Raw genomic sequence first — 18,659 nt, 5'->3', positions numbered from 1 at the left:
TGCGATATAAGGAATCCCGGGCTTCCGAAGCTTATACTTCTTCATATCTAAAGAAAAAGGGGCGACTCTTGGTCCCCCCTCCCATCATCCCATTCGCAGCAAGCTACTCATCCTGCTGCATATATTCGGCCACCATCTTCTGCTTCAGGTCCCATACCTTCTCGCTAATATTGATGCGGTAAATTTCCGGGTTCAACTTACGCAAGTATTCCGGCCAGAACAGCTGCATCTGCTCCTGGTGGTACTCCCGGATTTCATCCAGCGTCGGCAGTTTGTACACCAGCAGTCCATTCTCGAAAACCGGAGTGAGCATTTCGATGGCATCGTAGTTCTTCACATATTTCTGCAAATACGGGTGCTGCGGATTAAACAGCTTCAAACGGAGGCCGTCATGCGGTTTCTTTTCGTCCGGAAAAGCGATATAATCCGCGGTTGCTTTCCGGCTGACCCGATCCACGATCCGGTAGATATTCTTTTTGCCCGGCGTCGAAACCTTTTCGGGATTCCCCGATATTTTGATGGTCGGTACCATCTCGCCCTTGATCTCCCGCTCCACAAGCTTATAGACACCGCCCAGCGCCGGCTGGTCAGCTGCCGTAATCAACTGGGTACCTACGCCCCACGTATCGATCCGGGCGCCCTGCGCCTTCAGGTTAAAAATCGTGTTTTCGTCCAAGTCGTTCGATGCCACGATCTTCACATAGTTCAGTCCAGCCTGATCGAGCATCTCGCGGGCTTTGATCGATAAGTACGCCAGGTCTCCGCTGTCCAGGCGGATGGCGTTCATCTTCTTGCCCATCGCTTCCAGCTTTTTGGCCGTTTCGATCGCATGCGGTACACCGCTCTTCAGCGTGTCGTACGTGTCTACTAAGAGCGTGACCTGATCGGGCATGACCTTGGCATAGACGTCGAACGCCGCCTGTTCGTTTTCGAAGGTCTGTACCCATGAATGGGCATGCGTTCCTTTCGTCGGGATACCGAATTTTTCCCCTGCGAGCATATTGGAGGTTGCGTGAAAACCGGCCACATAGGCCGCCCGTGCCCCCCATACCGCCGCATCGGCCTCCTGCGCCCGGCGCGTGCCGAATTCGAGCAAAATATCATCGCCGGCGACCTGCTTGATCCGTGATGCCTTGGTGGCGATCAGCGTCTGGAAGTTCATGAAATTGAGCAGTGCCGTCTCCACCAGTTGGGCTTCCATAATGGTGCCTTCCACACGGATCAACGGCTCGTTTGGAAAGACGAGTGCTCCTTCCTTCATCGAGTGCAGTGTGCCGCAAAACCGGAACTGCTTCAATTCCTCCAAAAAAGCCGAATCGTAATTCTCTTCCTGTTCGGACAAATACTTAATATCCTCATCGGTAAACCGGAGATTGGCTATGTAATGCACGATACGTTCCAGGCCGGCAAAAACCGCATACCCATTACCGAAGGGCAGCTTGCGGAAGTAAGCCTCGAACACCGCTTTCTGCCGGTGTGAGCCGTTCACCCAATGCACGTACATCATGTTGATTTGGTATTTATCCGTGTGTAAGGCCAGACCCATTGTCTGCATCACGAGTTCCTCCTTGCTGGTACGCCGATCATGTCAGCAGGCCCGGTGTCCCGGGCCGTAGAAGCTTTACTGCTTTGCTCCTTTTATGACTTGCGCACCCAAACTGTTTTTAAAATGCTGCAGCGCCCACGTATGTCCATCCGGGTTGAAGCTGGCTACAGCGTCTTCGTACACGGTGATGCCGAAGCCCTTGTTGTACGCCTCAACGGCGGTGTGCAGCACGCAAATATCCGTGCATACCCCGATGAGATGCACTTCGGTGATACCGCGCTCCCTCAATTTGAGTTCGAGATCCGTTCCGCAAAAAGCGCTGTACCGCGTTTTGTCCATCCAGTAAATCGCATCGCGATGGTCATTGTATACCTTCTCCAGCGGGCCGTACAGTTCTCTACCCCGCGTGCCGCGAAGGTTGTGAGGAGGAAACAGTTTCGTTTCCGGATGGTGAGGATCGTCCTTCTCATGCAGATCCACAGCCATGACGACCCAATCGCCGCGATCCATGAAGTCTTTGGTGATGGCGGCTACCGCCGGTGCGATATCCACCGCGGGCTGCCCTACTGGCAGGCTTCCGTCGACAAAATCATTCGTGAAATCGATAACGATCAGTGCTTTCATCTACCTTCACTCCCTTAGGTATAAATGGACAGCAGCGGCACGTAATCGGTGAAACGGTACAGCTGTGCCGGTCGCTGGGAATACTGATTGGAGCTCAGCGGATTTCCGTTCTCGTCGCGTACTTCTTCCAAAATCCCCTGCCGGCTGCGCGTAGACGTAATTTTACGGATAAAATTCGGCTCGCTGAATTCCGGTACGACCGTTTGGATGACTTGGTACAGCTCACTTAACGTAAACTGCTCGGGCAAAAACTGCCGTGCAATGGTGGAATGCAGCATCTGCTGCTGGATCCGGTGGTAGGCATCCTGGATGATCTCCCGGTGGTCAAAAGCCAGTTCCAGCTCGTTCAGCACCTCATCGATTCCGAACAGACCGACCTCTCCGGCATCGTCCGCTGCCTGTCTGCTCTCCAGCATCCATTCTTCCACCAGGGCGAAGAAGGCGTTGCTGATAATCCAACCGCGCGGGTCTCTTCCCGGCTTGCTGTAGACGCCTAGATACTCTAGATGACCGCCGTCAACCCCGGTTTCTTCCTTGAGCTCACGCTTCGCCGCGTCATAGATCGATTCGCTTTCCTGGCAAAATCCTCCGGGAAGCGCCCACATCCCCGCAAACGGCCAAGATTTCCGGCGGATCAGCATGACCTTGAGCTCCCGGATCGGCAGCGTTTTGGTTACGGTCTTGCGCTCGCGCTTGGTCAGCGTAAACATCACAATGTCCGCGGGAACGCCGTCAGGCGTGCGGTATTTCTTCGGGGAGTACCCCATCTCCTCGGCGGTCTTCTCCTTCGGTCTGCCGCTTGCTTTCTCATTCTCTGTCATCTTATCACCACACCACATAACATCTTTTTGATACTTTCATTATGAACTATTGATGAAAAATGTCAAGTCATTCTGCCTATGTTGTGTAGCCTTGTATTGTGTTCTGCACGAAATTGCGAATTCGTCAAATGCTACTTGCGGTTTACCACCCGGAACGTAGCCGTTGCCATACAAGCCAATGTGCCGTCGTTGTCATTGATTTTCGCTTCGGTCACGAGAGACCGGCCCGCTTCGTTCAGAACCCTTGCCGTGACCGTCAATCTCCCCGGAACCATCGCATTCATAAAGTGCACGTTAATGTCGGTGGTGACGCAGCTATCGATATTTTTAGCCGCCGTCGCTACCATCCCCATCGCCTGGTCCATCAGGGAAGTCAGCACGCCCCCGTGGATGATGCCCATGGAATTGGTGTGGTGCTGCTTGGCATCCAACGCAATGACCACTTCTTCCTTGTTTGCGGAAACCAGCTCGCAGCCGAGATATGCCCAGAACGAATCCTGTCCACGGGCCACCATTTGTTCCAAAGCGTTCATTGTCGTCTCCCCCATGCTGTCATTTTTCGCGTACTGCCCCAAGCTTACGATGCCGGGGGAGCCGCCTTCGTTACTCGATGTTGTCAGTGATAACTGTTTACGTTCATGTTTAACCAAATTCGTCTGCTCTATCCCAGAGCTGGCTGAATAGCATACCGCCTAGCTCCCCGTGTTTCCCGATGACGAAAAAGAACCCCACGGCGTGGGGCCTTCGCTCCGATGTTATTCAGGTACTCAGCGAAACCACGAAAGCCATGCGATCTGCATTTGAAAAAAAGGCGCGGACGTCTCGTCCGCAGCCTTGTAAAGGTTAGCCGCAGTTGGAAGGAGGCGCTTCCGTTCCCGCTTCCACGTTGACCTTTTCCGACACCGTATCATGGATGACGGAAATGACCAGCTGCAGCAAATAGTTAATATCGCTTTGGCTTTGCTGAAACTCATTCACGAGTGGAATCCCATCGATTTCGTCCTGCAGCACTTCGATTTCCTTCTCGATTTTGGCAACCATTTCTGCATTTTGGAAAGATTCGAAGGCAACGATTTCTTTCTGTTTCTTCTTGATCGTGGAAATCAGGCTCTGTACGCGCTCATGATTGCGGATTTTCTCCTCCGCTTTCTGAAATTGCTGCACTTCTTCACTTCCGGAAATCAGCCCGGCCAGTTCTTTGGCCTTCGACATAATATCGTCGCGGATCACAAGATCCTTCGTATCATAAGACATCATGCCGTATTTATTGATATGACCCTTCTCCATCTCGGTTCAATACCCCTATTCTGTTATGGAATTTACTGAGTTACCGCTGCCTGTGCCGACGGCACATCCACGACTTCTCCTTTGATGTACCAAGTCATCGCATCCGTAATTTTAACGTTTACGAAGCTGCCGATCAATTCCTTGCTGCCTTCAAAATGGACGAGCTTGCTGGTGCGAGTTCTTCCCGCCAGGATGGCGGCGTTATTTTTGCTCTCTCCTTCCACCAGCACCTCGACGATCTGCCCGCGAAGATTTTCATGGCTCTTGCGGCTGTATTCCTCAATCGTTCTGTTGAGACGCTGCAGGCGCTCTCTCTTCACTTCCATGGACACATTGTCTTCCATGACGGCCGCCGGCGTTCCTTCCCGAGGGGAATAGATAAACGTGTACGCCGAGTCAAAGCCGACCTCGCGCACCAGGCTCAGCGTATCCCCGAACTGCTCTTCGGTTTCGCCCGGGAAGCCGACGATGATGTCGGTCGTCAGTACCAGGCCCGGCACAGTCGCCTTCAGCTTGCCAACCAGCTCCAGGTAAATTTCGCGGGTATACTTCCGGCCCATAATTTTGAGGATTTCGCTATTGCCTGACTGTACCGGCAGGTGAATATGCTCGACAAGGTTGCCTCCTTTGCCGAGGACCTCTACCAGATGATCGTCGAAATCCCGTGGATGTGACGTCGTAAACCGGACGCGCGGGATGTCAATCTTGCGGATATCGTCCATCAGGTCGGCGAACGAGTACCGGATATCGGCAAAATCTTTGCCGTAAGCGTTCACGTTCTGACCGAGAAGGGTAATCTCCTTGAAGCCTTGGCGCGCCAAATCGCGGACCTCGGCGATCACGTCTTCCGGACGGCGGGAACGCTCTTTGCCCCGGGTAAACGGAACGATGCAATATGTACAGAACTTGTCGCAGCCGTACATAATGTTGACCCACGCCCGCAGTCCCTCGCGCTTCTTCGGCAGGTTCTCAATGATGTCGCCTTCCTTGGACCACACTTCCACGACCATCTCTTTGCTGAATAACGCTTCCTTAATGAGCATCGGCAGCCGGTGAATATTGTGCGTACCGAAGATCATGTCCACGAAGCCGTGCTTCTGCATGATCCGGTTGACGACGCCTTCCTCCTGCGACATGCAACCGCATACGCCTAGCAGCATATCGGGCTTCTCGGTCTTCAGGTGCTTGAGATGACCGAGCTCGCCGAATACTTTATCTTCCGCGTTCTCACGGATGGCGCACGTGTTCAGCAGAATGATATCCGCTTCCTTGCGATCTTCAGTAGCGGTGTAGCCCATCATCTCCAGCATGCCCTTGATCGTCTCGGAATCATGCTCGTTCATCTGGCAGCCGAACGTGTATACGATATAATGCTTGCCTGCTCCAATCCCTTGAAGCTCTTGCGGCACCGTGTTCTCATACAGCACTTGAACGTCTTCCTTGCGCCGTTTCTTGCTTTGTCTATGGTTAGGCTCCGAAATAATATGAATCTCACGGCCCTTGATCCGGATCGTCTTCCCGAATTCGTCCTCTGACAGAACCTTGGCATCGGAGAAATCAAAATATTTGGAGTAATCCTTCGTTTCCTTTGCCATGCTGTTGACCACTCCTTTAATCCAGGGAACCCCTGTTAAACGACATTCTAATAAATTATAGCATGAACCTAATGGCATATCTACTGATTGCCGGGACTTCCATCTATGTATAAGCATGACCCAATCGTTGTTTGGGGAGACACCGCCATGCAGCATGTGATTTGTTAAACAACAAAAAAACGAGGGAATTCTCCCCCGTTCTACAGGCCAGCCGGCCGGTCAATCGCTTTTAGTCAACAATTTCAGCCGTATCTCCGGTTTTGGCGCCAGCTGCGTTGGCTTCGTCCGTATCGATGTGCATGTCGAGCGCAAACGAATCGGATACGCGCGCAATGACGTTCTCAAACACCAGACCGCGCTCGCCGCCTATGCGAACCTTGAGCTGCTGCTTGTCGGCAATGCCCCACGCTTCCGCATCGCTTGTATGAAAATGGATATGACGTGCTGCAACGATAACGCCCTTCTCCAGTTCGATCTCGCCTTGCGGGCCTTTGACCTTAATGCCTGGGGTTCCTTCAATATTTCCGGACTCGCGGACCGGAGCTTTAATGCCGATGGCGAAAGAATCCGTACGGGAAATTTCCAGCTGGCTTGCCGGACGGGCAGGCCCCAATATTCTAACCTTATCAAATTGACCCTTTGAACCGATGACGGCCACCGTTTCATTTGCGGCAAATTGTCCGGGTTGGGATAGCGGTTTAAATTCAGTCAGCTGATAGCCTTGACCGAATAAAGCTTCAATATGTTCTTGGGTAAGATGGATATGTCGTGCGGACACGCCTACAGGTACAGTTTTACTCACGTGGATCACTCCTTAAATTTTCTCTATGTTCTGTACAGGCCAGCCTCATTATACATCCTTTTACCCAAAAAAGAAAAAGACGTCACCGCTTTCATTCCAACTTTCATTCATTTCCTGGCATTCTGCAACAAGATTGTCAAAATGTCTGCTTCATATTACCAAAACATGGTTTTATGCCTGCCTGAATCAAACCGGTTTGGCAGGAAGATGTTTGCTTAGAAAAGAGAGCGCATGGCCGGACATCCAGCCTTTTACCATTTCCTCAGGATAGCGGGCAAGCAGCAGATCAATAAACGCCGGATACCGTCCGGGATGCTCCAGGCCTTGAATCCAAGTCTCGATTCCATCGAAATCAGAGCCGAACATAAGTATATTTCCCGCCCCAAGCTCGCACATCCGTTCAATATGGGGGAGAATGTCCGCAGGAACGACCGGTCCTGGTCCCTCTTTTACAAAATACGGCACAAACGTAATCCCGATCCGCCCGTTCATCGCTGCGATCGCCCGAATCTGTTCATCGTTCAGGTTGCGTGGATGCGGGCATATCGCCTGGGCATTGGAGTGCGAAGCGATAAACGGCCGCTTCGACCGTTCCGCCAGCTCCCAAAACCCTGCCACCGATAAATGGGACACGTCCAGCAGCAAACCGGTTTCATTGCACAGCTCAATTAGCTGTTTTCCTTTTTCAGTAAAGCCTCCTTTGCGCTTCTCCATAACGCCGTCGGCGGCCCAGTTCGCATGATTCCACGTTATTCCGAGGAACCTGACGCCCAGGTCATAGCACACTTTTACATAAAACAAGCTGCCCTCGAATCCGTCGGCGCCTTCCACAGACAGAAGCCCCCACGGCTGAATGGCATGGCTTTGAAGCGGTGACTGTACCGCCTTCACGGCATGTTCAAGCGAAACTGCGTCTTCTCTCCATTTCATCCAACGGACGCCTTCCTGCGCGGGAACGACACGTGAGGTAAACACGTCAATCTGATCCAATATATGCTCGAAGCGGGGGATCCCCCGCCCTTCGGAAAGAAAGATGGCAAAGGTTTGCAGGGCCACCCCTCCTTCCTGCAGACGCTTGTAGGTCACATCCAGCCTCGGATCGTCCGCAAAGGTGATGCCTTTATCCTTTACCATTTTGCTTAACACGTCACAGTGATCATCCACCACCGGAATTTTCATGCTTATGCCTCTCCTTTCCGCGGTACGCAAGCAAAAAAACCTGTCTATCCCATATAAACTGAATCAAAGTCCGGGTACTCACCGAGCACCTCTAATCCGGCTTCATTCAGCTTATATCAATAAACAGGTTTCATCAAATGGTGGCATATCATGCCTTATCCCTTATCTGGGCTCTACGATCAGCTTGATCGCCGTCCGGTCTTCCCCGTCAATAACGATATCCGTAAAGGCTGGAATACAAATCAAGTCAACTCCGCTGGGTGCTACAAATCCCCGGGCAATGGCTACCGCTTTAATCGCTTGATTGAGTGCGCCTGCTCCGATGGCTTGCAGTTCAGCGGCCCCGCGTTCACGAAGCACGCCTGCCAGAGCACCGGCAACAGAATTTGGATTGGACTTTGCTGAAACTTTTAATACTTCCATGGTAAGTACCTCCCCTGGGAATGATGATAAGCTTCCACTTACTAGATGTTATTCGGGAGTGCGGAAATAATTCCTTCTTTCTGACAATTTTTCAGCCATAAATCCGCCAATAGTCTCAGAGGAAAACTCGGTCAATCCATGATCCAATCGTCTTCGAGAATCCTGATTTTTTCCATTTTCAGCGCCTTTCCGGTTGCATCGTCCAGCTGGACAAATACGCCGTGGAAGTGCCATTTTCCGTTGTCGACCTGGAAGCGGACCGGCAGCTGCGTTTTGAATTTACGGAGAACCGCTTCGCGTTCCATGCCCAAAATTCCCTCTCTGGGACCAACCATGCCGGCATCCGTGAGATAGGCCGTTCCGTTCGGTAAAATAGTATCATCATTGCTCTGTACATGGGTATGTGTTCCTACGACAATGGAAGCACGGCCGTCCAGATGCCAACCCATGGCGATTTTTTCGGATGTGGCTTCGGCATGAAAATCGACCAAAATATGCTTATGCTTCTTGCGGAGCTGGTCGACGATCTCGTCGCTGGCCCGAAACGGGCAGTCGATGGCCGGCAGAAACGTACGTCCCTGCAAATTCACGATGGCCAGCTCTTTACCGTTCGCTTTAATGATCGTATGCCCCAGTCCCGGCGTTCCTGGAGGGAAATTTGCCGGTCTTACCATGCGCGGCTCATCGTCGATAAAGTCGAAGATCTCCTTGTTGTCCCATGTGTGGTTGCCCATCGTAATCCCATGAACCCCCCAATCGAAAAGGTCTTTGACGATCGACTGCGTGATGCCTCTGCCGGAAGCGGCATTCTCGCCGTTTGCAATGATGATATGGGGGTTGTACTTCGTTTTTAACGACGGCAGCATCGCTTTGAGCGCCGTTCTGCCTACACTGCCTACGATATCTCCAATAAATAATACGTTAATGTTGGTCTCCTCCTTATGATGAACAAATATGAAAAGTGGCCCCCAAAGCGGCCACTTTTCATCATTTACATTATTTCGCGTATTCAACCGCGCGTGTCTCGCGGATGACCGTCACTTTGATATGTCCCGGATAATCCAGTTCATTCTCAATCGTCTTCGTAATATCCCGAGCCAGTCGGAATGCTTCGGCATCGTCGATCTTCTCAGGCTGTACCATGACGCGGACCTCGCGTCCTGCCTGAATCGCGAACGATTTCTCGACGCCTTCGAACGATTCGGAGATTTCCTCCAGCTTCTCCAAACGTTTGATATACGTTTCGAGCGTTTCGCGACGCGCTCCCGGTCTTGCAGCAGACAAGGCGTCGGCTGCGCCAACCAGCATTGCGATGACTGAAGTTGCCTCTACATCACCGTGGTGGGATGCGATACTGTTGATAACCACCGGATGTTCCTTGTATTTCTTGGCCAGCTCCACGCCGATTTCAACATGTGAGCCTTCCACTTCATGATCCAGCGCTTTACCGATGTCGTGCAGCAAGCCTGCACGCTTGGCCAATACGATATCCTCGCCGAGCTCTCCGGCCATCAGACCGGACAGATAAGCCACTTCCATGGAGTGCTTCAGCACGTTCTGACCATAACTTGTGCGGAACTTGAGCCGTCCCAAAATTTTGATCAAATCCGGATGCAGTCCATGTACGCCCACTTCAAACGTCGCTTGTTCGCCATACTCGCGAATCCGCTCGTCAACCTCTTTACGGGATTTCTCCACCATCTCTTCAATCCGAGCGGGATGAATACGTCCGTCTGCTACCAATTTCTCCAAGGCCGTCCGGGCAATTTCCCGGCGGATCGGATCAAACCCCGACAAAATTACAGCTTCAGGCGTATCATCGATAATGAGGTCAATACCGGTCAGAGTTTCCAGTGCACGGATGTTCCGGCCTTCACGTCCGATAATCCGGCCTTTCATCTCCTCATTCGGCAGCGTTACCACAGATACGGTGGTCTCCGCCACATGATCTGCAGCGCAGCGCTGAATGGCGAGCGTTACGATTTCACGGGATTTCTTGTCAGCTTCTTCTTTCGCCTGCTGCTCAATATCTTTAATCATTTGAGCGGTTTCATGGCGAACTTCCTGCTCTACATTGCTTAAAATAATGCTTCGTGCGTCTTCCATGGTCAAACTGGAAATGCGTTCCAGTTCAGTGACCTGGCTCTTGTAAATCAAATCGATCTGCTGTTGAGTCTCTTCGATGCGTTTCTCCTTGTTGGCCACTTGCTCTTCTTTACGTTCAAGCGATTCAATTTTTTTATCCAGCGACTCTTCTTTTTGCAACAATCGTCTTTCCTGCCGTTGAATTTCATTTCGACGCTCACGAGTGTCTTTTTCAGCTTCGGTCCGGATTCTGTGTACTTCGTCTTTAGCCTCCAGTACCGTTTCCTTCTTCAGTGCTTCTGCTTCCTTACGCGCGTTTTCCACGATTTGTACAGCAGCTTCTTCAGCACTAGAAATTTTAGCCTCTGCAAGAGATTTGCGAATAAAATATCCAATCACGAACCCCAAGAACAATGCGGCAACAACGAGAACGACCCATAGCCATATAGGCATTCAGTTCACCTCCTCGTTGGTTCCTCCAAGGTATTCCTTGGGATCTTCTACAGTTGTCCATTCATTTCAATTCATCATACGTACTTCGTACAATCATTTTCCATCTGCACACGACCTGATGAAGGAGCATGTACAAAACCCGTGCATACCCAAGGTGCGTGATAAGACGGGGTGTTCATATGAATTGGAGAGAAATTAGAATCCTTCATAAAAAGCCTTTTTTTGGAAGGGAAAAAGAACTTTTTACAGGAATAGATTCATATTCATTTTAGTATTTGTGAAAAGATATTGTCAAGAGAGGGCATTTCATATTGTGTCAACTTCTTCCTCAGTCGAAAGAAAAATATTCCTCATCTTCCTCTGGATAAGCATCCTCCCGGAGAAGTTGATTGATGACCTTTCGAACCTGCTCGCCGGAGTATCCCCGTCTCATCAAATATGCCCCTGTTTTGCGTTTGCGGTCGGCAGCCTCGCCTTTCGTCTGGTTCCATTTCTTTCGGCCGGCAGCCAGGGCTCCTTCGAATTCCTGATCTGAGCTAACTTCTGCCAGCGCCTCCGAAATAATCGACTTATCGACGCCTTTCTGCTGAAGCTCCTGTCTGATCCAAGCCTTGCCTTTGCGGTGGTTCCTAATACGCTGCTGTGCCCACTGCCTAGCGTAGCTCTCGTCATCCACCAGTCTTTCGGCCTTCAGCCGGCTCAGCGCATATTCAATCGATCCCGCTTCGATTCCTTTCTGCTGCAGCTTCATTTCAATTTCCTTGCGTGTCCGCGGCTTCCGTTCCAGCGCCTTTAAGCCTTCAACATAGGCCTGCTGCCGCTCATCCGCTACGACGATTTCCTCCAGCTCCTGCTTGGTAAAGGCGTTCCCCTTGACCATTCGGAACTTCACAAGGACGTCTTCATGCACCGAGAGAGTATACGGGCCAAACGATATCAAATAGCGTCCTCTCGGCTTGGCCTGTCGCTCTATTTCTGTGATCAAGAGGGTTTCATTGTCCGGAAACCCGGCAAGTCCATCATGGGTTCCTTGCCCTTCCTGGTTTTCATGGCTATTTCCTTCTCGCATCTATTTCACATCCCGTTGTCGTGATCGCGGCCCCCTATAGAAGCACTCTCTACTATGAAAAAAGACGCTCAGTGACAGGTCATCACGGAGCGTCCTCATTATAGTCTCTATTCATCATACGACTTCAAACGACTACTCCAGCTCGAGCAGTTCCTGTTCTTCGCGTTGCTCGGCCTCCGCTTCTTCCGCGGTCGGCGCGTTCACCGTCGTAGTCAAATTGCTTGCTTCACGAATCTTGTTCTCGATCGTTTCCGAAATGGGCTTATTTTCTTTCAGGAACTGCTTCGCATTCTCACGGCCTTGACCCAGGCGCTCGCCTTCATAGGAGTACCAGGCACCGCTCTTATTTACGATATCCAATTCCGTACCGATATCGATAATGCTGCCTTCCTTGGAAATGCCTTCGCCGTACATGATGTCGATTTCCGCCTGCTTGAACGGAGGAGCCACCTTGTTCTTGACCACCTTGATCCGTGTGCGGTTACCCACTACATCATTGCCCATCTTGATGCTCTCAATACGGCGAACATCCAGACGAACGGAAGAATAGAACTTCAGGGCACGGCCGCCGGGAGTCGTCTCCGGATTGCCGAACATTACTCCGACTTTCTCACGCAGCTGGTTGATAAAGATCGCGATCGTCTTCGACTTCGCAATCGCACCGGACAGCTTACGCAGTGCCTGGGACATCAGACGGGCCTGCAGACCCACGTGGGAATCACCCATCTCGCCTTCGATTTCCGCTTTCGGCACGAGCGCCGCAACCGAGTCCACGACGATAATGTCAACGGCGCCGCTGCGTACGAGGGCTTCCGCAATTTCCAACGCCTGCTCACCCGTATCCGGTTGAGACAGAAGCAGTTCGTCGATGTTGACACCTAACTTATTAGCATACGACGGATCAAGCGCATGCTCCGCATCGATAAAAGCAGCTTGTCCACCGACTCTCTGTACTTCGGCGATGGCATGGAGGGCCACCGTCGTCTTACCGGAGGATTCCGGTCCATATACTTCAACAACGCGGCCTCTTGGAAGTCCGCCAATACCAAGTGCTATATCTAGAGCCAGGGAGCCGCTGGGAACGACTTCCACCTGCATGTGTGTCGACTCACCGAGTTTCATGATTGAACCTTTACCGAATTGTTTCTCTATTTGACGAAGCGCCATTTCAAGCGCAGCACGACGATCTGACAATAAACTCACATCCTTCACCGTTTATATTATTATGATACCTTGTTTTGGAACGTTTGCCAAGCATTTTTTCGAACATACATTCGTTTTTTTTGCCGGACATTCTCCTCCCATCATCATGCCGCCGTGCCTCAAACCAACCGCCGTAAGGAAGTCCCGCCAAATGCCGGGTCACCTGTCGGCGCTTGTTCTTCTTTGATGATCGGATAGCGCGTGTTCGAACTGGAACAGGCTTCCACCCTTCCCTGATCATAAGAAAAAGAACCGCGGCAAACTCATTTTGCACGGTTCTTCCGTATGGTTATATTATACCGCCTGAAAGACGGCCGCACAACTCAAACCCGGTCCTTGGATGGCACCGTGGCCTGGTCGGTGGATACCAGTCTGCGCCACAAACGGTACAGCAGCGTTTTGACCGAACGGACCCGAATCGTCTCGCGGTTGCCGTTCAGCTTCAGCTCAAACACTTCGGTCTTCTGGCCGCGCTGGGCGATCCCGACGTACACAAGGCCGACCGGTTTGCGCTCGGAATAACCCGGGCCCGCCACCCCGGTGACGGATAAACCAAAGTCGCTGTCCGTGATCATCCGGACGTTCTCGGCAAGCACCTCAGCCACTTCCTCGCTTACCGCCCCCGGAGCGTCATCCCCCTCCAGCAGCGCATGTGGAACATGCAGCAGCTTCTCCTTCATTTCGTTGGAGTAGCACACAACCCCTCCCACGAACATGGTGGCGCTGCCCGGAATGGAAGTAACGCTCTCCATCAGCATGCCTCCCGTACAGCTCTCAGCGGCGCTCAGGGTAAGCCCCTGGTCCGCCATCATGTCGACGATGATCCGCTCGATCGGCACGTCCATGCTGGCGTACATATGGTCCGCGAGCCGGTTATGAATTTGACCCTGCATCGCGTTCAGCTTCTCCATGGCTTCTTGCTCGGTGGGCGCTTTGGTGGAGATACGGACGGTCACTTCGCCCTCCTTCGCATAAGGAGCGATCGTCGGATCGGTCTGTCCGTCGATCAGGTCGAGAAGCCGGTCTTCCAGCAGCGATTCGCCGATGCCGGCAAACTTGAGCATTTTGGAGTAAATCGGCATTTCGTCAGTCAGGGCATGCTGAAGGAGCCACGGCTTCGCCTGCTGGTCGAACATCGGCTTCATCTCTTTCGGAGGACCGGGCAGAACGATATAGTAGTTATCATCCTGGGCTAGCGCCACCCCCACGGCCAATCCCGTTTCATTCGGGAGAGGCGTGCTGCCGTCGATGACAAGCGCCTGACGGCGGTTGTTCTCGGTCATGTCGATTCCGCGTCCTGCAAAGAATCTTTCGATTTGATCCATCGCCAACCGGTCTATATGCAGGGAGCGGCCGACATGCGCGGCCAGGGCATCCTTGGTGAGGTCATCCTGGGTTGGGCCGATGCCCCCGGTCAGGATCAGGATATCGCCGCGCTGCGAAGCAAGCTCGATTGCGCCCTGAAGCCGCGTGGCATTGTCACCTACGACCGTCTGGTAATAGACGTCTATTCCCATAGCCGCGAGCTCCTGCGACAAATACTGTGCATTGGTATTTACGATTTGTCCGAGCAGCAGCTCCGTACCGACTGCAATGATTTCTGCTTTCATCCTTGATTGGCCTCCCTGTTATCGTAAAGTAGAGTGGATATACCTATAATGAACACTTTACACGTTTTTAGCCTGACCGTACCACCGCGTTTGGTGGAAAGAAAAAGCAATAGGATATCCCTATTGCCCTACACATTGGAAAGCTGAAGCAGTTTTTTGTTTTTGACGAAATAATCGATCCCTGAGTAAATCGTGATCAAGGCCGCTGCCCAAATCGCAATATCATCAAATGGCAGGCCGATCATCTCGAACGGGAAGTTGTTGATCAGAAGCGCCACGAGGGCGATAATCTGAACGACTGTTTTCACTTTGCCCCATTTGCTGGCCGCCACGACAGACCCGTCGAGCAGCGCAATCTGGCGCAGGCCGGTAACGGCGAACTCGCGGCTGATAATGACCACGGCGATCCAGGAGTCGCATTTTCCCATTTCAACGAGTGAAACCAGCACTGCTGTAATGAGCAGCTTGTCGGCCAGCGGGTCCAGCAGCTTCCCGAGATTTGTAACCAAGTTGTTTTTGCGCGCCAAATAACCGTCTATACCGTCGGTGCTTGCTGCCAGAATAAAAATAATTACAGCGATCAGCTGATTGTACGGCAGCTCGAATGAATTCCAGGTAATCGGCTCCGGATAGAACTTGAAGTCGACCAGAAGAAACACCATCATGACCGGAATCAAACAAATTCTTGTAATGGTAATACGGTTGGGCAGATTCACTGTAAACCCTCCCCGGATAAATCAAACTAAGAAACGACATTCACATGCACGGCAGTCCGAAAATGAATAAACATGCACTCAGACCATCCATTATGTATGAATCCTCTACTTGAAGGCAGCAGGCACAGCTTGAGGCATGCCGGCAACCCCCGCAAACTAGCGGGACAAGTTACAGTATAATATATCAATTTATACACTGTCAAAAGAGGAGTAAGATCCCCTTCTTGCCCGTATGCCGTGCGGCATGCGCCCGCATTACTTCAGATTAGTAAACTGCAGGTCCAGCGGCAGATCCGCCTTGCGGAGCAATTGCATCACTGCCTGCAGGTCGTTTTTGCTTTTTCCGGTCACCCGAATCTGGTCGCCTTGAATTTGGCTTTTGACCTTCAGCTTGGAGTCGCGGATCAGCACGTTGATTTTCTTGGCATTGTCCTGATCGATTCCCTGTTTCAGGGTAATCCGCTGGCGTACGGTTCCCATCGAAGCCGGCTCGACCTTGCCGTAATCCACGTTTTTGAGCGACAGGCCGCGCTTGATCATTTTGGATTGCAAAATATCGATCACCGCATTCAGCTTATACTCGTCATCGGAGGTGATGACCAGAGTTTCCTTCTCGAGCTTCAGGCTGCTCTTGCTCCCTTTAAAATCAAACCGGGTTTCGATTTCCCGCTCGGTTTGGTTGATCGCGTTGATCATTTCCTGAAAATCCAATTTGGAAACAATGTCGAATGAATTTTCCGAACTCATCATTACACGCCCTTTCCGTTCCTTTTCATGTCATATTATATGAAATTAACCGGGACAAGTCTAATCCTAAACAGCGTTCCTTACGTTCACGGATGCGATCCCACCGACAGTCGGTGTGCTTCACCAGATGACAGGCCGCGGTTAACGGAAGTCTTAGCGGGCAATACATGTGGGACTCAAAGACTCAAAAAAAAAAGACATCCGCCGGTTAATAGCTCCCCGGGAATGTCCCTTATCTTACGATCGGCTGCGGTCCCGGGTTGGCTGGCGGAACATATCCAAGATGCCCAATACGATCCAGGCCAGTCCAAATCCCAGAATGCCGTACCCCCAAGCGCTGGGAGTGAGGTAATAACCGAGCAGGCTGACGATAATCCCCACGATCGTGCAGATCCAGCTGACTGTCATAACCCATACACCTCATTTCTTTCCGGAATAAGAAGGACTTAAAGCTAGCTCTATTGTCCCCTGTAGTGTATGGCATTATTCAGCGTGGCCTGTCCCATCGCTTAACCGTTGCTGCTATCCGATTCATTGCCGGAGGAATCACCTGTCGCCTGATCCGTACCGGTCGAAGTACCGCCAGCGTCATCCAGCTTCAGCAGAATGCGGGAAGTCGATTTGCCGTCTTCCACGGTCTGCCCTGCTACCGTAATCGTCGTTGCGGGAGAATACCCCGATTTAATGTACATGCCGGAAGAATCCAGCGTAAACGTCAGCGTATCCCCCTCCTTCGTATTGCCGTAGGAAAGCTTCTCGCCGGAAGTATTTTCGCCTTTGTACACTTCAAGCCAGCTCTTGCCCGTCGCCTTGATTTCGACTTGAACCGGCGTACCTTGGGCCGCGGCCACCTTAAAGATGGTGTTCTTCCCCTTCTTGCCGTCCTGCGTTACGGTCACGCCTTGGCTGCCTTGGTTCGTCGTATCCGTCGAGTCCGTACCGGTTCCCGAAGTGTCTGTACCATTTCCTGAAGGATCCGTGCTGCCTTGATCCGGCGGTGTGGTGGTGTCCTTGCCTCCGGTATTTCCGCTGTCGGTGTTCGTGTTATCCGTGGTCGTATCCGAGTTCCCGGTATTGTCCTTGCCGCCGTTATCACCTGGGTTGGTGGTATTATCAGGCGGCGTGGTTGTAGCAGGCGGGTCTTGATTTTGCGCCGTTGTCGAATCCTGCTGCTCCGTAACCTTGGACGAATCGATGCTGTTGTCTTTCTTTGGCGAACTTGCGTTGTTCGCATACAAATAAATGACGACAATGATCAGAATCGGGAACGTCCACATCAGCACGGTCGACAGCCATTTCACGTTCCGTTCCGGCGACGAGGAGCGGCTGCTGGACCGCTTCTGAATGACCGGCTCCATGGTCGCTTCCGGCTCCGGAGGAGCTTCTTTCTTGTGGCCTTCGAGCAGAACGTCGGGATCGAGTCCCACCGTTTCGGCATATGTTTTAATAAAAGCCCTCACATAAAAACTGCCGGGGAGCACTTTGTAATCCCCTGCTTCGATGGCTTCCAAGTATCTTTTGCGGATTTTTGTCATTTCCTGCACGTCATCCAGGCTCATGCCCTTCTGCAGTCTGGCTTCTTTTAATTGTTGACCCAGTTCAGACAACACCATCACCTCCTCATCAAATTACTTACAGATCGTCGTTGTATGTGCTTGTGAAAGTGTCATAAATAATTTCCTCGTTCGGATTGTTGCGCAGTTCGATAATGATATCGAAATGATCGTACGTATACTCGGATTCCTGCACGAAAATATCGGGATGCTCGATCACTTTTGTGCTCGGCATGGACATGATATCCTGCAGGAGATTGTAGTGGCGCTCGTTGGAGCGGATCGTACTCACGATTCCGTCGATGATAAACACGTTGTTCCGGTTCATTTCGTCCTCGGAGAGCTGGCTCCGGACCGTCTGGCGCAGCAGCGTCGAGGATACGAATGTCCAGCGTTTCATGGCGCATACGCTGCCCGCAATGATGGATTCGGTTTTGCCTACCCGGGGCATCCCGCGAAGCCCGATCACCTGATTTCCTTCCTTCTTAAATATTTCACCCAAAAAGTCAACGAGTAATCCAAGTTCGTCACGCGTAAAACGGAAAGTTTTGCGGTCATCGGAATCGCGGTCGATGTACCGGCCATGGCGCACAGCCAAAATATCGACAAGCTTCGGCGTCCGCAGCGCGGAGACCGTAATGCTGTCGACCTTTTTCAGCATGGCACCCATCAATTCGATTTTCTCGTGGTCATCGGTTTCCAGCAGCATTCCCCGCGTTTTGCCTTCGACCCCGTTAATCGTCAATATGTTAACCTCCAGCATACCGAGCAGGGATGCGATATCCCCGAGCAGACCCGGACGGTTCTTATGTATCTTATATTCCATATACCATTGTTTCGCTTCCACTTCGACACCCCATCTGACCTTTTCCCATGTCTTCCAATAAAATAAACCTGCAACCCTTGCGGGTGAGGCTTCCAAAAAATCACCTTTATTTCATGGGTC

The 18,659-nt window shown here is 51.8% G+C and carries 19 protein-coding genes; all 19 read right to left on the bottom strand.

Annotated elements, in window-relative coordinates:
* Window positions 1–103 precede the first annotated feature (103 nt).
* The 19 genes from CJP46_RS01505 to CJP46_RS01420 all read right to left on the bottom strand — a co-directional run bounded on the left by CJP46_RS01505 (window position 104) and on the right by CJP46_RS01420 (window position 18,560).
* Entirely contained in the window at window positions 104–1,555 is a 1,452-nt protein-coding gene (locus CJP46_RS01505) for a nicotinate phosphoribosyltransferase (protein ID WP_094593840.1), read from the bottom strand.
* A 66-nt stretch (window positions 1,556–1,621) separates the two neighbouring features.
* Complete coding sequence (locus CJP46_RS01500) at window positions 1,622–2,170, bottom strand: cysteine hydrolase family protein (RefSeq protein WP_094593839.1); 549 nt, start codon at window positions 2,168–2,170, stop codon at window positions 1,622–1,624.
* Window positions 2,171–2,184: 14 nt separating this feature from the next.
* The gene (locus tag CJP46_RS01495) at window positions 2,185–2,937 is read right to left on the bottom strand and encodes an NUDIX hydrolase (RefSeq protein ID WP_094595012.1); all 753 of its coding nucleotides are present in this window, start codon (window positions 2,935–2,937) and stop codon (window positions 2,185–2,187) included.
* Between the two features lie 185 nt (window positions 2,938–3,122).
* Window positions 3,123–3,641: a PaaI family thioesterase gene (locus tag CJP46_RS01490; RefSeq protein WP_306431027.1), complete on the bottom strand. Its 519-nt coding sequence runs from the start codon at window positions 3,639–3,641 to the stop codon at window positions 3,123–3,125.
* A gap of 193 nt (window positions 3,642–3,834) precedes the next feature.
* A complete protein-coding gene (locus CJP46_RS01485) occupies window positions 3,835–4,278 on the bottom strand; it encodes a YlbF/YmcA family competence regulator (RefSeq protein WP_094593837.1) in 444 nt (147 codons plus the stop codon).
* Between the two features lie 32 nt (window positions 4,279–4,310).
* Window positions 4,311–5,873, bottom strand: coding sequence for a tRNA (N6-isopentenyl adenosine(37)-C2)-methylthiotransferase MiaB (gene miaB / locus CJP46_RS01480; RefSeq protein WP_094593836.1), 1,563 nt, complete (start codon window positions 5,871–5,873; stop codon window positions 4,311–4,313).
* Window positions 5,874–6,102: 229 nt separating this feature from the next.
* Entirely contained in the window at window positions 6,103–6,675 is a 573-nt protein-coding gene (gene pduL, locus CJP46_RS01475; protein WP_094593835.1) for a phosphate propanoyltransferase, read from the bottom strand.
* A 186-nt stretch (window positions 6,676–6,861) separates the two neighbouring features.
* A complete protein-coding gene (locus CJP46_RS01470; RefSeq protein WP_094593834.1) occupies window positions 6,862–7,854 on the bottom strand; it encodes a dipeptidase in 993 nt (330 codons plus the stop codon).
* A gap of 162 nt (window positions 7,855–8,016) precedes the next feature.
* Window positions 8,017–8,277, bottom strand: a complete 261-nt coding sequence (locus CJP46_RS01465) for a stage V sporulation protein S (protein ID WP_006286829.1) — start codon at window positions 8,275–8,277, stop codon at window positions 8,017–8,019.
* Window positions 8,278–8,408: 131 nt separating this feature from the next.
* Complete coding sequence (locus CJP46_RS01460) at window positions 8,409–9,203, bottom strand: TIGR00282 family metallophosphoesterase (protein ID WP_094595011.1); 795 nt, start codon at window positions 9,201–9,203, stop codon at window positions 8,409–8,411.
* 70 nt (window positions 9,204–9,273) lie between these two features.
* Window positions 9,274–10,815 carry a ribonuclease Y gene (rny, locus tag CJP46_RS01455; RefSeq protein WP_076167981.1) on the bottom strand — a complete coding sequence of 514 codons (1,542 nt, stop codon included), beginning with the start codon at window positions 10,813–10,815 and terminating at the stop codon, window positions 9,274–9,276.
* 328 nt (window positions 10,816–11,143) lie between these two features.
* On the bottom strand, window positions 11,144–11,884 hold the full coding sequence (locus CJP46_RS01450) for a regulatory protein RecX (RefSeq protein WP_094593833.1): 741 nt from the start codon (window positions 11,882–11,884) through the stop codon (window positions 11,144–11,146).
* Between the two features lie 132 nt (window positions 11,885–12,016).
* Complete coding sequence (gene recA / locus CJP46_RS01445; protein ID WP_094593832.1) at window positions 12,017–13,078, bottom strand: recombinase RecA; 1,062 nt, start codon at window positions 13,076–13,078, stop codon at window positions 12,017–12,019.
* 332 nt (window positions 13,079–13,410) lie between these two features.
* Entirely contained in the window at window positions 13,411–14,697 is a 1,287-nt protein-coding gene (locus CJP46_RS01440) for a competence/damage-inducible protein A (protein ID WP_094593831.1), read from the bottom strand.
* A 128-nt stretch (window positions 14,698–14,825) separates the two neighbouring features.
* The gene (gene pgsA, locus CJP46_RS01435) at window positions 14,826–15,413 is read right to left on the bottom strand and encodes a CDP-diacylglycerol--glycerol-3-phosphate 3-phosphatidyltransferase (RefSeq protein ID WP_094593830.1); all 588 of its coding nucleotides are present in this window, start codon (window positions 15,411–15,413) and stop codon (window positions 14,826–14,828) included.
* 255 nt (window positions 15,414–15,668) lie between these two features.
* Entirely contained in the window at window positions 15,669–16,160 is a 492-nt protein-coding gene (locus CJP46_RS01430; protein ID WP_076169539.1) for a YajQ family cyclic di-GMP-binding protein, read from the bottom strand.
* Between the two features lie 237 nt (window positions 16,161–16,397).
* Window positions 16,398–16,568 (bottom strand): hypothetical protein, encoded by a 171-nt coding sequence (locus tag CJP46_RS36375; RefSeq protein WP_179280985.1) that lies wholly within the window; start codon window positions 16,566–16,568, stop codon window positions 16,398–16,400.
* A 101-nt stretch (window positions 16,569–16,669) separates the two neighbouring features.
* On the bottom strand, window positions 16,670–17,767 hold the full coding sequence (locus CJP46_RS01425; protein WP_094593829.1) for a helix-turn-helix domain-containing protein: 1,098 nt from the start codon (window positions 17,765–17,767) through the stop codon (window positions 16,670–16,672).
* A 25-nt stretch (window positions 17,768–17,792) separates the two neighbouring features.
* Window positions 17,793–18,560 (bottom strand): DUF3388 domain-containing protein, encoded by a 768-nt coding sequence (locus tag CJP46_RS01420; RefSeq protein WP_094593828.1) that lies wholly within the window; start codon window positions 18,558–18,560, stop codon window positions 17,793–17,795.
* Between the last annotated feature and the right edge of the window lie 99 nt (window positions 18,561–18,659).

It is taken from the genome of Paenibacillus sp. XY044 (genome assembly GCF_002257645.1).
Classification (GTDB): Bacteria; Bacillota; Bacilli; order Paenibacillales; family Paenibacillaceae; genus Paenibacillus_AQ.
Note: the sequence above shows the minus strand (reverse complement) of the source record. Positions and strands in the feature narration are given on the sequence as shown.

Coding starts and splice junctions, on each gene's coding strand:
- CJP46_RS01505 (WP_094593840.1), bottom strand. CDS start 1,555: ATGCAGACAATGGGTCTGGCCTTACACACGGATAAATACCAAATCAAC.
- CJP46_RS01500 (WP_094593839.1), bottom strand. CDS start 2,170: ATGAAAGCACTGATCGTTATCGATTTCACGAATGATTTTGTCGACGGA.
- CJP46_RS01495 (WP_094595012.1), bottom strand. CDS start 2,937: ATGGGGTACTCCCCGAAGAAATACCGCACGCCTGACGGCGTTCCCGCG.
- CJP46_RS01485 (WP_094593837.1), bottom strand. CDS start 4,278: ATGGAGAAGGGTCATATCAATAAATACGGCATGATGTCTTATGATACG.
- miaB (WP_094593836.1), bottom strand. CDS start 5,873: ATGGCAAAGGAAACGAAGGATTACTCCAAATATTTTGATTTCTCCGAT.
- CJP46_RS01470 (WP_094593834.1), bottom strand. CDS start 7,854: ATGAAAATTCCGGTGGTGGATGATCACTGTGACGTGTTAAGCAAAATG.
- CJP46_RS01465 (WP_006286829.1), bottom strand. CDS start 8,277: ATGGAAGTATTAAAAGTTTCAGCAAAGTCCAATCCAAATTCTGTTGCC.
- rny (WP_076167981.1), bottom strand. CDS start 10,815: ATGCCTATATGGCTATGGGTCGTTCTCGTTGTTGCCGCATTGTTCTTG.
- CJP46_RS01450 (WP_094593833.1), bottom strand. CDS start 11,884: ATGCGAGAAGGAAATAGCCATGAAAACCAGGAAGGGCAAGGAACCCAT.
- CJP46_RS01440 (WP_094593831.1), bottom strand. CDS start 14,697: ATGAAAGCAGAAATCATTGCAGTCGGTACGGAGCTGCTGCTCGGACAA.
- CJP46_RS01430 (WP_076169539.1), bottom strand. CDS start 16,160: ATGAGTTCGGAAAATTCATTCGACATTGTTTCCAAATTGGATTTTCAG.
- CJP46_RS36375 (WP_179280985.1), bottom strand. CDS start 16,568: ATGACAGTCAGCTGGATCTGCACGATCGTGGGGATTATCGTCAGCCTG.